We start from the raw sequence: 13,593 nt of genomic DNA on the forward strand, positions 1-13,593 counted from the left end.
GTTCGGCGTTCGCAATGAGGAGGTAGCAGGGTGTTGAAGCGACCGGGTCTCGTGTTCCTGACCGAGGCAGAAGTCCGGCAATCTCTGGCCATGCCCGAGGCCATTGGATTGGCCGAGCGCGGAATCGAAGCCGATGCCGCCGGCGACGTCGCCGGAGACAAGTTCTACATGTCGGTGGGGGAGAACGGGTTCCTCAAACCCTTCTCCGGCTACATGGCCGGTGAGGAGTTCGCCTATGTGAAGAGCTTCAGCTTCTTCGAGGGCAATCCGGCCCAAGGGTTGCCGGCAACCGACTCGCAAGTTCTGCTGTTCGATGCGAAGACCGGGCTCCCGGTCGCCCTAATGGAGGCAGACTGGATCACCGGCCTCAAGACGGGTGCGTCGACCGGGGCCACGGCCCGGCGCCTGGCCCGTCCGGATTCTCGAGTTGCCACGATCTTTGGTGCCGGCGTTCTCGGCCGTCACCACGCAGACGCTATCGACCATCTCTTCGACCTCGACGAGTTGCGCATCGTCGATGCCGTCCCGGAAGCTGCCGGCCGGTATGTATCCGAGATGGCCGGCAGGCTGAAGGCGCCGGTGCGCGTTATCGACTCCGCTGAGGAAGCCGTGCGCGGGGCGGACATCGTTGTAACGGTGACGACCGGCAGTGCAGTCAACGTTCGACCGGAATGGGTCAAGCCCGGTGCATTCGTCGCTCGACTCGGCTCGTACCAGGAGGTCGCCGAGGAGTTGTTCGAAGAGGCCGATCGGCTGGTGGTGGACCGCTGGCAATATGTCAGCTACCGCATACCGGAGATGGTCAAGCTGATCGGTGAGGGTCGCTTGAGCAGCGGAGACGCGATCGAATGGCCGGACATCGTCGGTGGGCGCGCTCCCGGCAGACAGACCGACTCGGAGGTCATCCTCTTTGTGGCGCTCGGCATTTGGGGCGAATACGCGGCCATCCTCCCAGAGGCCTACAGAAGAGCACGGGCGCTCGGACTCGGCACGGTGATTCGGGGCGGGTGAAGCTCCGGCAATCCGGGTCCGCCGTCAGCTTCGCTCTTCCGAGACGGAGTTCCCGCCGTCGACGATGATGCTCTGGCCGGTCGTGTAGGCGGCTCCCGGAGTGGCCAGCCAGGCGACGGCTGCAGCCACCTCGTCCGGCGCAGCGCTTCGTCCCATTGGCGTGGCGAGTCCCTGTCCGACTTCATCCTCCGTCTGGGAGCCCGTCGCAATCCATCCCGGGGCAACCGCGTTGGCGGTGATTCCGTACCGGGCGTAGTCGACGGCGATCGAGCGGGTCAGCCCTTCGAGGGCCGCTTTCGAGGCGGCGTAGGCCGGGTCGGCCCGCATCGCCATGACCGGCCCGGTGACACTCGACACGTTGATGATCCGACCCCACTGGTTCTCGAGCATGTGGGGGACGGCGGCACGGGAAACCAGGAAAGCGGTGTCCAGGTTGCGTCTGAGGGATGCCCGCCAAACCTCGGTGGGGAGCGTGGCCAGTTCTCCTGCTTCGGCTTCGCCGGGAAGGCTCACGCTCGTCATTCCGGCGTTGTTGACCAGGATGTCGAGTCTCCCAAACGCCTCGACCGTTTCTGCGATCAGTTCGTCGGCGTACCGCTCGTCGGTGAGATCGCCGAACGAGCCTCCTGCGTCGATCCCGGATTTCTGCAGTTCCAAGACTCGTTCGTGGATGCGGTCGGTTGTCGATGTGATCATGACACTCGCGCCGAGCTCTCCGATGAGGCGGGCGCAAGCGAAGCCGATACCCGACGGGCTGCCGGCTCCCGTCACCAGGGCCACGCGTTCGTCGAGCGAGAAGAGTGCGGGTGTCACGACAGGATCCTATCGAAGAACCGGCTTGTTCAGGCGTCGCGGATGAGCGGGGCGACCCGGGTACCCAGCAGCTCGATCGAGCGGAGTACCTTGTCGTGGGGGAGGGTCCCGACGCTGATGTGCAGCATGAAACGATCTATCCCGAGCATATCGCGCAGGTGGAGGATCTTGCGGGCGACCGTCTCCACGTCACCCAACACCAGCGAGCCGCCCGGGCCTCGCATCATGTCGTACTGCTGCCTGGTCATGGGACCCCAACCTCGCTCGCTCCCTAGCTGGGACATGGCGATTGCATAGGAGGGATAGAACTCTTCGGCGGCCTGCTCGCTGCCGTCCGCGATGTATCCATGGGCGTGCAGTGCCGGCGGCGCATCCGCCGGGTCGAACCCGGATGCAACCAGTGTTCTCCGGTGGAGATCCGTCAAGACGGCGAAACGGTCCGGGCTCCCTCCGATGATTGCCAGCGTGATCGGCAGCCCGCGCTGAGCCGCCCGGATGACGGAGGCGGGTGTACCGCCGACGGCCACCGAGATGGGCAACTGCTCGTGGCGGGGATAGACGGGTTGATCATCGATCGGTGGTCGGAATCTTCCCGACCAGGTCACCCGCTCGTTCTCGTGGATCAGGAGTAGCAGGTCGAGTTTCTCGGCGAACAGTTCGTCGTAGTCGGCGAGCGAGTAGCCGAACAGTGGGAACGACTCGATGAACGAACCCCGGCCTACGAGCAGCTCGGCCCGGCCGGACGAAAGCAGGTCGAGAGTGGCGAAGTCCTGGTAGGTGCGGACGGGATCGGCCGACGACAGGATGATCACCGCCGGGATGAGCCGGATCCGGCTGGTACGACCGGCTGCAGCGGCCAGCACGATGGCCGGAGAGGAAGCGGCGAAGTCCGGCCGGTGGTGTTCGCCGATGCCGTAGACGTCGAGTCCCACCTGCTCGGCGAGTTCGATCTCTTCGAGAACCTGGCGGAGCCGGTCGCCGTGGCTGATCGTATTCCCAGTCTCGGGGTCGGGGTGAGTCTCGGCGAATGTGGTGATGCCTAGTTCCATGGGCGGGCATTATGCCGACAACGGCGGACTAGAAGTTTTCTCAGCAATACTGTTGCGCGCTGGGAACGTCAGTATTGCTGAGAAAACGGAAGGGCATTGAAGTTCCGGAATTAGCCGGCCCCGCCTTTGCAGGCGGGGCCGGCAGTAGTTAGAAGCTGGAGCTTACGACCGGTTTCCTTTCGGCTCGGCCAGCTCGTGCTTGCGACAAACGCATTTCGGTACAGTGCATTCCTCGGAGCCACGATGCTCCATGCGAGGATGACCGCACCCAACGCAACGTTGTCTCCCGCCGTCGATTTTCCTGGCGGGACCGGACTTCACCGCGAACGTTCTTTGGCGACGTTGACGGTCAGGGCGCGTCCGTCGACGTTCTGGCCGTCGAGGGCTTCGATAGCCGCGTTGGCGCCTTCTGCGGTCGCCATCTCCACGAAGCCGAAACCGCGTGAGCGGCCGGTGTCGCGATCGGTGATCACCTGAGCTTTGTCGACATCGCCGTGTGCGGCGAACATCCGCTCAAGGTCGGCGGAAGTCGTGTTGAACGTGAGGTTGCCCACGTATAGGTTTTTGGACACAGTCTCTCCTTGCGAACCGTCGGGGGCCAACGCCTCGCCTGATCTGCGTTGGGGGGTCGGAGCCGGCGGCTTCGACGAGAACCTGCATGTCCTGCGGTCACTCCGCCGACGGAACATTGGGAGGCGGAGCTGGCGGTGTACACATGGTGCGTACGCTGTATATGAAGTGTAGTGCTCGAAACGGCTAGACGATCGGCGATTCCGGTCGCGGTCGCCGTTTCGAGTGTCGGACGGTATTCAGTCGGCTTCGTCGGACTCGATTCCGAGCTCGACGAAGATTCGATGCCGCTCTTCCTGGTATTGCTGCTCTCCAAGATCGCCGGCAGCATGGCGCTCGGAGAGTGAATGGAATTCTTCCATCAGTTTTGACTCGTCGGGGGCATCGCTCGGGTCCGTTGCAGACTCCAATGAGGATTCACGCCGTTCGCGTTTTGCCTCCTGGCGTTCCTGGCGGGCCCTTTCCCGGGCGCGCTTGGCCATGCCTTCACGCCCGCGTTGTGCCACGCTAGACGGGCCTGACGTTTACCGCTTCCGGGCCTTTGCGCCCTGCTGCGGTTTCGTACTCCACCGACTGGCCCTCCGAAAGCGTGCGGAATCCGCCGCCTTCGATGTTGGACGCGTGGACGAAAACGTCGGTGCCCTCCTGCGTGGTGATGAAGCCGAAGCCCTTTTGTTCATTGAAGAACTTGACGGTTCCGGTGACTTTCATTTCTCGACCTCCTGGGTCGTGCGCTGTTCGGCGCGCCGGGTTTGAAACCCGGGTTGTTCTTCCCGCAGGTGTTCGAAACGGGAAACTTGAGGGGTGAGGAGCGGAGTCGCTAACTCGATCCTGTGCCCGACTCACGAGCCGGCTCGTCACGCATTCGAACTGCGGACTCCTGAGAATCGCGAGGACAAAAGGCCGATCAATCTAGGAAGGAGCGACGCTGCGAGGCCCGATCTAGTTCGGGCACGAATGATGATAGCCGCGATCTCGGCCACTGAACAGCCCGGTCGTCGGGACGCGCAGAAAGGGCGCGCCCACCCTGAGCGTTCCTACCCGGTCAGTACCGAACTTTCCGGTGTGATGGGGGACCGGATTGTGGCGTATCGATCAGGCGTCGGCCGGTACTTCGTCGGCGGCTTCCTCGCCGACCATGCCGCGCTTGCGCATCTCTCCGATGACCTTGTCGCCGATTTCTTCTACCTTCTCGCTCGGCATCTTGTCGTCGAGCTTGGTATGGAGCTTTTCGCGGAGTTCGGGTTCCGTCAGTCCGGTCCATGCCGCCTTCTGGCCCTCGATGAACTTCGCAACGCCTGCGACGGCCGCCGCCAGCAGCGCCAACTTGAAGAGCTTCTTCATGACACCTCTCATTTCGAATCTTCCCCTTCGAATGTAGTTGACTCGGCCGGCCACCGTGAATCGGTGGGTCCTCGTACACTCCACGTATGGCCGAATGGATCTACTTCATCCATCCACCCCGCGAGGATTTTGCGGCGACCATGACCGCCGAGGAGGAGGCGGTATGGGAGGAGCATTTCGAGCGATTCCGGCGACTGCATGCCGAGGGTGTGCTGGTGCTGGTCGGTCCCACGCTCGGTCGGGTGAACACCGGTATCACGATCTTCGAGGCCGCGGACGAAGCAGTTGCCCGGCGAATCATGGAGGAAGACCCGGTGATAGCCGGTGGTTTTGCGCGTGGCGAGCTTCGGCCCTTCCGCGTCTCGCTGCTGCGCGGTCGCGAATGATCCGCTGTTGACACTTACTCGGGCAGGAGCAACCATCGGCGTTTAGATCGTCGCGAGAGGTAGCCGGCAATGACCGACCGTCCCTGGAGTCATGAGATCCCAGACACACATTGGGACTACGTCGTCATCGGCTCGGGCATGGGCGGAATGGTCGCCGCGGCAATGCTCTCCAAGCTCGGACGGCGGGTTCTCGTGCTCGAACAGCACAACATCCCGGGCGGCTTCACGCAGATGTTCAAGCGGCCGGGATACCGCTGGGACGTCGGAGTGCACATCGTGGGGGAGATGTCCGACAAGAGCTACCTCGGCCGACTCCTGCAGAACCTGACGGACGGCCGGCTCCAGTGGGAGTCGGTGGGCGGCGTGTACGACGAGTTCAACTTCCCGGACGGTTTCTCGATTCAGCTTCCGGATTCGCGAGAACGGTTTCGCGAGACTTTGATCGACTACTTCCCGGCCGAGCGCGACGCCATCGACCAGTATCTGACCGCAGTCCGGGCCGCCGCCCGTTCCACCTCCAAGTTCTTGCAGTCCAGAGCCACGCCCCGCATGCTTTCACCGGGTGGACGCAAACGCGCCGCCGATTCTGCCGGTCGATATCTGGGCATCACCACCGCCGAGATGCTGGCCTCCTTGACCGACGATGTGCGGTTGCGTGCAGTGCTGTCCGCCCAGTGGGGGTACTACGGCGCCACGCCGGCCAAGTCGTCGTTCGCGATGCACGCGATGATGGTGCAGCATTTCCTGCGAGGCGCCTACTACCCGGTCGGAGGCTCCACCAGCATCGCCTACGGTCTGCTCGGCACCGTTGCAGAGGCCGGTGGGTGGACGGCCGTCCGGCGTTCGGTCGATGAGATCTTGGTGCAGCGCGGCAGTGTCACGGGAGTGCGCCTGTCGGACGGCACCGAGGTCCCGGCCAAACGGGTCATCAGCGCGGCAGGTGCCATTCCGACCTCCAATATGCTCGAACAGGGCCTGCCGGCGACCGGCGAGCCTTACCGTGAGGCGGGACCGGCCCATGTCAGCCTCTACCTGGGGTTCAAAGGGGATATCGCCGCACACGGTGCAGAGCGTTATTGCCAGTGGTATTTCGACTCCTGGGACATGGAGGTCGAGGGATGGGACATCAGCCCCGACCGGCCGATCGGGCCCTCTCCGGTGCTCTTCTGCAGCTTTCCTTCTCTGAAAGACCCGATGCACGATCCGGGTCCGGTGCAGCGCAACACAGGGGAAGTGATCACGTTCGTACCGTGGGAGTCCTTTTCCCGGTGGTCCGGCACGAGATGGAAGCGGCGCGGGGCCGACTACGACGCTTTCAAGGACGAGTTGACGAAGACACTGCTGGACCAGTATCTGATGCACTACCCCGAGCTGGCCCGGATGGTGGATCACGCCGAGATGTCGACTCCCTTGTCGACCAGCCACTTCGCCGCCTCGGCCAGGGGATCGATCTACGGTCTCGGCACCACACCCGAGCGGTTTGGGGATGTGTCGCTGTTGCCGCGTACTTCGATAAGAGGCCTCTACCTGGGCGGAGTGGATGTTTCGACTCCGGGAGTTGCCGGCGGCCTGAGTGGTGGGGTCATGGCAGCGCTGGCCGCCGAACCTCTCAAGGGAGCCCGCTTCCTGCAGCCGCTGATGAGGCGCCCGACGGTCTGAGCCGTCTTCTTACGCCAACCGGTGGAAGCGCGGCCCTCGGCTCCGGCTACCCGCTCGGGAGGGCCTTTTCCTCCGGTGATTCGAGCCTGTCGATCTCGTCGAGGAGGAGTTCGGCTTCCATCGCGTCGGCGGCTTCCCGGGCTGCTCTCAGTTCCTCTGCGGCTTCATCATCCCGGCCCAGCTCCAGCAGGCAGCGACCGGCGCCGATCCTGGCCACCGCCACCCAGAAGCGTTGCTCGAGAGGAACTCCCACCTTCACAACGGTCCTGAAGAGGTCGAGGGCTTTTGCGAAGTCTCCCCGCTTCTCAGCGAGGTGAGCCCTCGCTCCTCCAATTTGCGCGGCCATCCAGTCCGAGGTGGGCTTCGCCAGCCGGACCAGTCGCTCAACCTGGTCTTCCAGGCCAAGAGAGACCATCGCGCGGGCGGCGGCGGGAAGATGCATGGCCAGGAACACCGGATTGTCTTTGGCGATCTCGGCGAACTCGTCGGCCATGCGTTTGGCATCGACTGCCTCACCCAGCGCTTCCCAAATGAGGATGCCGTTGGCGAGGGCGGGGAAGAGGCCCTGAGCATCCTGGATCTTCCGTGCTTGCTCCAGCACCTCTGCCCACAGCTGCCTGGCCGGTACGGTCGAGCCCCGGTAGAAGAGCACGATCGCCTCCCAGCCCTTTGCGAAAGTGGTGATCTGCGAACCGCCCCGGGCTTGATCCGCCTCCTGCAGTTGCCGGGCGGCGTTCAGCGTGGCGTTCCATTCTCCCAGCGGGAAGAGCGTTTCACATCTGGTCATGCGGGACCAGTCCGCCGCCGCCAGGTAGCCTCTTTGACTTCCGTATTCGATCGCTTCCTCGATGAGTTCCTTGGCCTCGGTGAGGCGTCCCACGACGGCGACGTGGGTGGCGACGTTGTTATACGCCACCAATGCGGAACGGGCGTCGTTGCGATCCAGGCTGATTCGCAGTGTTTCCCGGAGGTCGTCCTCGCCGGTGGGGTCGCCCAGCTGGAGGAGCGCATTTCCCCTGGCCGACAGCCCCCGCACATAGTGCTCGGTCGAACCTACGTGCTGCGCAACGGCTATCGCCCGATCGGCCATCTCCAGTCCTTCTTCACTGCGTCCACGCAGCTGGAGGTGGGCCGCTCGACCGGCCAGCACTCTGGCGACCAGGTCGCTCGGTTCGGCCGCCTCGACCAGTTCAAGAGCATGGTCGTCGAAGCGATCTGCCACTTCGGCATCCCCTCGATACCACTCTGTGGTTGCCCGGGTTGACAGCGCATCGGCCTCGTCCAGAACCGATCCGGCTTCCCGGAAGGCCATCACCGCCTGATCGAGGGCCTCTGCGGCTTCATCGATGTGACCGGAGGTGATCTTGCCGAACGCCAGGAGAGCCCGACCTCGATCACGCGCCGTGCGCGCAAGTTCGGCCGCCTTCCTGTAGAAGAAGGTACCTCTGTCGACGTCTAGGGCCTGGACCCGCTCGCCGGCCAACATCACGAACCGGTAGACCTGGTTGAGCCGCTGTTCGTCGTCGCTCGGTTGGAGTTCCAGGGAGCGCAGGTGGTGTTGGGCAACGAGCTCAGCCACTTCGAGCACTCGTTCGCCGCTGATCGCTTCGAGCCAGCGGGCCACCTCGCCGTGGAGACGTGCCCGTTCCGTTCTGGTGATCTGTCCGTAGGCGACGTCCCGGATGAGTACGTGGGCGAAGGTGTACTCGTCCTGGCCCTTCATCGAGGAACGCCGCACCGGACGGATCAGCTCGCGCGAGACCAGCGTGCGCAGGGAGGTCCGGATCCCCTCACTTTCCCCGGCGCCGAGAAACGACAGTGCCCCCGCCCAGAAGACCTTGCCGATGACCGAGGCTGCCTGGAGGAGCAGTCGATCGTCGGGTTCGAGCAGGTCGAGGCGGGCGGCGATGATCGCCTGCACGGTGTCCGGGAGCAGGAGCTCGGTGTCTTCGTCGGCCGTGTCCAGAGAGCCTTGCTCGGCGACCAGTCGCATCAGCTCGGTGACGTAGAGCGGGTTGCCTCCGCTTCGCTCGAGTAGTGCCTGCTGGGCCCTGGCGGGCATGACCGATCGGCCGGCCAGACCCATGAGCAGGTCGGCGGTCTCCTTCGGGTCCAGCGGGGGAAGAGAAAGGGTGGTCGCATCGCGCTTTCCCCCACCCCACTCTGGATGGTCGGTGAACAGCTCGGGTCGGGCCGTGCACACCAGCAAGATAGGTGCATCCTCAGCCCAGTCGAGCACGTACTCGACGAACTCGAGCAGCACCCCGTCGGCCCACTGCAGATCTTCGAGCACCAGCACCAGAGGGTCACGGCTCGAAAGCACTTCGAGGAATCGCAGCCAGGCTGAGAAGAGCTCGCCCCGCTCTGTTGAGACATCGATGTCCCCGGTCCCGGCCAGGGGAGCCAGTCGGAGTCTCAGCCATGCAGCCTCGTCTTCGTCATCGACCAGCGAATCGACTGCCACCTGCAACTTGTGGGCGGCCTCGTCCGATGGTTCGGCCTCGAGGATGCCGGCCTGGGCTTTGACGACCTCGCTCAGGGCCCAGAAGGTGACACCCTCCCCGTACGGGAGGCAACGCCCTTCGCGCCACCAGACGAGGTCGGAGCGTTTGTCGATGTGGCTTCTGAACTCGCGAACCAGGCGGCTCTTGCCCACGCCGGGCTCGCCGACGATCGTGACCATCTGTGGAGCACGGCGGGCGAGAGCCCGCTCGAACGACTCCGTCAGCGTGCTCAACTCACCAGACCGTCCCACGAAGAACGAACCTGCGGCTTCCTCGATTGCCACGCCGTAGCGGCTGCGGGGGGCTTCAGCCAGCCAGATGGGGATGGGATCGGCCTTCCCCTTGACGGTGACGGGTTCTCTCTCCCGGAACTCGATGGTCCGCCGCGCGGCCAGGTAGGTGCGCTCGTCGACCACCACCCGTCCCGGCGGGGCATGTTGCTCCAACCGGGCGGCGGTGTTCACGACGTCGCCGACCACGGCCACCCGGTCTGGATGCGGCTCGAGTTGCACGAGCGCTTCCCCGGTGGCGACGGCGGCGCGGACGGCGAGTACCAGGTCGGGCTGATCTGCATTGAGTTGCTCTACGGACTCCTGGATGCGGAGGGCGGCACGAATAGCTCGCTCAGGATCGTCCTCGTGGGCAATCGGAGAACCGAACACGGCGAATATCCCGTCGCCGAGCAGTTCCTGGATCTGCCCCCCGAACCGCTCGACGTCTTCCCTGCACCGTTTGTGATAGGTGGTCAAGCGAGTGCGGACGTCTTCGGGATCGGAGGCGGCTGTGTGGGCGGTGAAGCCGACCAGGTCTGTGAACAGTGCTGTGATGACTCGCCGTTCTTCACCGGCCCGGAGGGGAGTGGGCGCCGGTTCAGGCGTCGCCTGGGAAGCCCCGCACGAAGGGCAGAACTGCGAACCAGGCGGGACTTCGGAACCGCACGCAACACAGGCGGGCGCAAGTGATGTTCCGCAGGCAGCACAGAATCGGGCGTCTTCGGCCGCCGGCGTGCTACAGGATGGGCAGGTGATAGGCATCGGGTTCGAGTCTAAGGCGTCAACGATTCTGAGCAGGCCGAAGAGCCGTTTCGATGCGGCGATCATCGTGGCCGGGCCGACTCGATGAGCTTCTTCAGGTTCTCGCCCTCCTCCCGCATGTGTCTGCTCAGCGCTCCTGTTCGATTCTTGAACAGGCTCTCGGTGAGCTTGCCGAACCTGTAGCAGATGGTTGCCTTGAACTGCGATCCACCGTCGGAGGGCGTGATCTCGAAAGAACCCCGGGGGAGAAGCATCGAGATAGGACCCCGTATGCGGTATTCGAATCCCGATGGAGGATCGATGGAGGTCATCTCGAACCGGAGGACCTCGCGTCTGCCCCCGATGTACTCGACGGCTCTCAGGACCGAACCGACCTTGTCGGGGCCGCCACTTTCCCACCCGGCCGAGATGTGGTCGGGGTGCCAATCGGTGTAGTGCTCGGCCAGGTCGGCGAGCCATCGCCAGATTGGCTCGACAGGAGAGTCGATCTGAATCGAATCCGTCAGCCGTCGCATCGTGGCGCCTCTCATCTAATTGTGCACGAAGAGAAGGTCGACCGTTGGGTGGCGGATGCCATCGAGCTGGTGTTCCGTCCCAACTCACCCCATCTGCCGGGGCCGAAGACGCCGCCCGTCGGCCATATCGTCGGCGTGCCGATACGCTCATGCTGCATTTCCCGGAAGGACGAGATGGACATCTCAGAAGACAAGTACAAGGTCATCGTGGACAACGAAAACCATTACTCGGTTGTCCCCTTTGGAAACGCCGTCGTCAAAGGGTGGAGGGATACCGGTTCTGCGGGAACCAGGGAAGAGTGCCTCGAGTACATCGAGGAGGTGTGGACCGATATGCGGCCGGTGGATCTGAGCCGGATCCGGATGAAGCTCGGACTTCGGTGATCTATCTGCCCGCAGTCGACTCGGCCTGTCGCGGCCCGGTTGTTGCGGGTCGAAGCCCCGAGGTCGAGGCCTTGCTTCGTCGCGGCGTTCGGAGGCAACCGGTTCGGCGTAGCTCAGAGACCGAGCTGGCGGGCCGCCAGGTCGCGCATGATCTCTTCAGACCCTCCACCGATTGCGTTGACCCTCACCTCCCGGTAGATGCGCTCCACCGGGTTGCCGCGGATGTATGAGGCCCCGCCCAGAATCTGAGCAGCTTCCCGGGCACAGAACTCCATGGTGAGGCTCGCCTGCACCTTGCACTCCGCCAGCTCGGCCACGGGTTTGTCGCCGTGCAGGACCTGCCAGGCGAGTTTCTCCATCCAGGCTTTCGTGGCGTTGATCATGCGGTCCATCTCGACGAGTTTGTGCCGGATGACCTGATGGTCGGCGAGGCGTTGCCCGAACGTGTGTCGTGCGCGGGCCCAGCCGAGAGCCTCGTCGAAGCAAAGACGGGAGGCTCCCACCATTCCCGAGATCAGCAATAGGCGTTCGTAGTTGAAGTTCTCCATGATGAGCCCGAACCCGGCGTTCTCGACTCCGAGCAGGTATTCGGCCGGTACCCGGCAGTCGTCGAAGTAGAGCGTGGCGGTATCCGAGCACCACCAGCCCATCTTCTCCAGCGGAGTTGCATAGAAGCCGGCCGCGCTGGTCGGGACCACCAGCAGAGACACTCCGGACGGGCCGGCGCCGCCCGTGCGCACCGCCGCTGTTACATAATCGGCGCGCATGCCGGAAGTTATGAAGGTCTTCTGTCCGTTGACGATGTAGTGATCGCCGTCGCGTTGCGCCCTTGTTTCGAGGGCGGCGACGTCTGAGCCGCCGCCCGGTTCGGTGACTGCGAGAGCGCAGATGAGGTCACCTTTGAGCATCCCGGGAATGATCTCGGCCTTGACCTTGTCGGAACCTCCCGTCTGGATCGGTGGTGCTCCGATGTAGTTGGAGAACAGTGAGGCTGCGACTCCGCCGGCACCACAGCGGCCGAACTCCTCGGCGAGGATGCTGAGGAGGATGGGGTCGTGATCGCCGAGGCCGCCGTACTGCTCGTCGAACCCGATTCCGAACAGGCCGATGGTTCCGACTCTCCGATATAGCTCCCTGGGGAACTCTCCGGCTTCGTCCCACTCGTTGACGAACGGGGTTATCTCGGTGGCGACGAAGTCCCGGATGTTCCGCCGGAACAGCTCGTGGTCGTCGGTGTAGATCGGCAGCTGGGTCATGTCTCGGCTTCCCGTCTCTCGAGTGGGATCATTCGTTGACGGGCCACGCTTTCGTGCCGCGCCCGCTGCTCCCGGCGTAGATCGCGGGCAATCCGGCTGCAGTTCACCTGGTCGCCTCTTTGTCCCGGCTCGGGCCTCCATGGTAACGCTGAACCCGGCCGGCTCTCACTGCGCATGCAGCTCTCTCTGTGAAGGGCCAGTAGATTGGACTGAGCGAAGGGCGCCGCAGCGAGACGGGACGAGACGATGGATGGCAGACGGTCGAGTGAGGATCGTGACGAGCGCGCCCGGGAGGAAGAGGAACGCAAGGCGGATCATGCCCGGCACGAGGCGGAGCGCTTGAGCGACCGCGCCGAGTACGACGAGGGGCGGCGTGCGGACGGGGATGATCCGGACTCTCGAGAGCGGACGGAGCGTGAGGAAGCCGACCGCGTCCGTCGGGAGGAGCGCGAAGCCGCCGAACGGGCACATCGTGTCGAGCGAGAAGCTGCCGAGAAGGCGCGCCGGGAGGAGCGTTACGAGGCGGATCGGGCGCGTCGGGAAGACGGCTGAAGTTCTCGGGTCGGCATTCCAGGCTTCAGAAGTCAGATGGACTTCACCAGTCGAAGCCCAGCCGCGAGGAGCTTCACCGCCTCGGCGAAGATGCTGATGACGATCCCGACTATGGCGATGATCAGGACGGTCCGGGCCAGCGTGTCCCAGCCGAAGTCGTAGGCCGAGAAGTCGAAGGGAAACACCTGATACAACCGCACGGTGGCCGCCAGGCTGGCGCTCGCCAGTCCGATCTGGGTGATCGACTTGAACCAGCGGTCGTCGAAGAACACGTAGCTCAGGTTCACGACCATCGTCACGATGAGTGAGAGGTTGATGAGCGGGATCGCCAGCTCGAGGTCGTCGGTCAAGAACGGTACGACATCCCAGCCCAGCAGGTTGTTGACGGCATACAGTAGGACGGCGTTCACGGCGATTGCTATCAGGTAGCCGAAGCGCCGGGCGACTGCAGTAGGTCGCCTTCCGGTCGGCTGCGGATCGGGCAGTGTGAGGTGATCGGTGTTCATTCGTGGCCGG

At 64.0% G+C, this 13,593-nt stretch carries 15 protein-coding genes; 6 read left to right on the top strand and 9 right to left on the bottom strand.

Going from position 1 to position 13,593, the window contains the following annotated elements:
- Window positions 1–30: 30 nt before the first annotated feature.
- Complete coding sequence (locus VLT15_01625; protein ID HSR43914.1) at window positions 31–1,011, top strand: ornithine cyclodeaminase family protein; 981 nt, start codon at window positions 31–33, stop codon at window positions 1,009–1,011.
- Window positions 1,012–1,035: 24 nt separating this feature from the next.
- Here the strand turns inward: VLT15_01625 and VLT15_01630 are convergent, their stop codons facing one another.
- The 3 genes from VLT15_01630 to VLT15_01640 form a co-directional block, all read right to left on the bottom strand.
- Window positions 1,036–1,824: an SDR family NAD(P)-dependent oxidoreductase gene (locus VLT15_01630; GenBank protein HSR43915.1), complete on the bottom strand. Its 789-nt coding sequence runs from the start codon at window positions 1,822–1,824 to the stop codon at window positions 1,036–1,038.
- Between the two features lie 29 nt (window positions 1,825–1,853).
- Entirely contained in the window at window positions 1,854–2,873 is a 1,020-nt protein-coding gene (locus VLT15_01635) for an LLM class flavin-dependent oxidoreductase (protein HSR43916.1), read from the bottom strand.
- Window positions 2,874–3,190: 317 nt separating this feature from the next.
- Entirely contained in the window at window positions 3,191–3,445 is a 255-nt protein-coding gene (locus tag VLT15_01640) for an RNA-binding protein (GenBank protein ID HSR43917.1), read from the bottom strand.
- Window positions 3,446–3,616: 171 nt separating this feature from the next.
- Here VLT15_01640 and VLT15_01645 point away from each other — a divergent pair, with 171 nt between their 5' ends.
- A complete protein-coding gene (locus VLT15_01645) occupies window positions 3,617–3,790 on the top strand; it encodes a hypothetical protein (protein HSR43918.1) in 174 nt (57 codons plus the stop codon).
- Window positions 3,791–3,950: 160 nt separating this feature from the next.
- On the opposite strand, the gene VLT15_01650 is transcribed toward VLT15_01645, so the two are convergent.
- Together VLT15_01650 and VLT15_01655 are read right to left on the bottom strand one after the other, a co-directional pair.
- Window positions 3,951–4,154: a cold-shock protein gene (locus VLT15_01650; protein ID HSR43919.1), complete on the bottom strand. Its 204-nt coding sequence runs from the start codon at window positions 4,152–4,154 to the stop codon at window positions 3,951–3,953.
- A 384-nt stretch (window positions 4,155–4,538) separates the two neighbouring features.
- Complete coding sequence (locus VLT15_01655) at window positions 4,539–4,787, bottom strand: hypothetical protein (protein ID HSR43920.1); 249 nt, start codon at window positions 4,785–4,787, stop codon at window positions 4,539–4,541.
- Between the two features lie 86 nt (window positions 4,788–4,873).
- Between VLT15_01655 and VLT15_01660 the strand changes: the two genes are divergently transcribed.
- Window positions 4,874–5,173: a YciI family protein gene (locus VLT15_01660; GenBank protein ID HSR43921.1), complete on the top strand. Its 300-nt coding sequence runs from the start codon at window positions 4,874–4,876 to the stop codon at window positions 5,171–5,173.
- A gap of 69 nt (window positions 5,174–5,242) precedes the next feature.
- Window positions 5,243–6,832, top strand: coding sequence for an NAD(P)/FAD-dependent oxidoreductase (locus tag VLT15_01665; protein HSR43922.1), 1,590 nt, complete (start codon window positions 5,243–5,245; stop codon window positions 6,830–6,832).
- Between the two features lie 46 nt (window positions 6,833–6,878).
- Here the strand turns inward: VLT15_01665 and VLT15_01670 are convergent, their stop codons facing one another.
- Both VLT15_01670 and VLT15_01675 read right to left on the bottom strand, forming a co-directional pair.
- Window positions 6,879–10,370: an adenylate/guanylate cyclase domain-containing protein gene (locus VLT15_01670; GenBank protein ID HSR43923.1), complete on the bottom strand. Its 3,492-nt coding sequence runs from the start codon at window positions 10,368–10,370 to the stop codon at window positions 6,879–6,881.
- Between the two features lie 62 nt (window positions 10,371–10,432).
- Window positions 10,433–10,885, bottom strand: coding sequence for an SRPBCC family protein (locus VLT15_01675; GenBank protein HSR43924.1), 453 nt, complete (start codon window positions 10,883–10,885; stop codon window positions 10,433–10,435).
- Window positions 10,886–10,906: 21 nt separating this feature from the next.
- On the opposite strand from VLT15_01675, the gene VLT15_01680 reads away from it, so the two are divergent.
- Window positions 10,907–11,269: an MbtH family NRPS accessory protein gene (locus VLT15_01680; GenBank protein ID HSR43925.1), complete on the top strand. Its 363-nt coding sequence runs from the start codon at window positions 10,907–10,909 to the stop codon at window positions 11,267–11,269.
- A 113-nt stretch (window positions 11,270–11,382) separates the two neighbouring features.
- Here VLT15_01680 and VLT15_01685 read toward each other — a convergent pair whose 3' ends face one another.
- Complete coding sequence (locus VLT15_01685; protein ID HSR43926.1) at window positions 11,383–12,525, bottom strand: acyl-CoA dehydrogenase family protein; 1,143 nt, start codon at window positions 12,523–12,525, stop codon at window positions 11,383–11,385.
- Window positions 12,526–12,771: 246 nt separating this feature from the next.
- Between VLT15_01685 and VLT15_01690 the strand changes: the two genes are divergently transcribed.
- Entirely contained in the window at window positions 12,772–13,077 is a 306-nt protein-coding gene (locus tag VLT15_01690; GenBank protein HSR43927.1) for a hypothetical protein, read from the top strand.
- Between the two features lie 32 nt (window positions 13,078–13,109).
- On the opposite strand, the gene VLT15_01695 is transcribed toward VLT15_01690, so the two are convergent.
- Window positions 13,110–13,583: a hypothetical protein gene (locus tag VLT15_01695; protein HSR43928.1), complete on the bottom strand. Its 474-nt coding sequence runs from the start codon at window positions 13,581–13,583 to the stop codon at window positions 13,110–13,112.
- Between the last annotated feature and the right edge of the window lie 10 nt (window positions 13,584–13,593).

It is taken from the genome of Acidimicrobiia bacterium (assembly GCA_035471805.1).
Taxonomy (GTDB): Bacteria; Actinomycetota; Acidimicrobiia; order Spongiisociales; family JAHEDJ01; genus JAHEDJ01.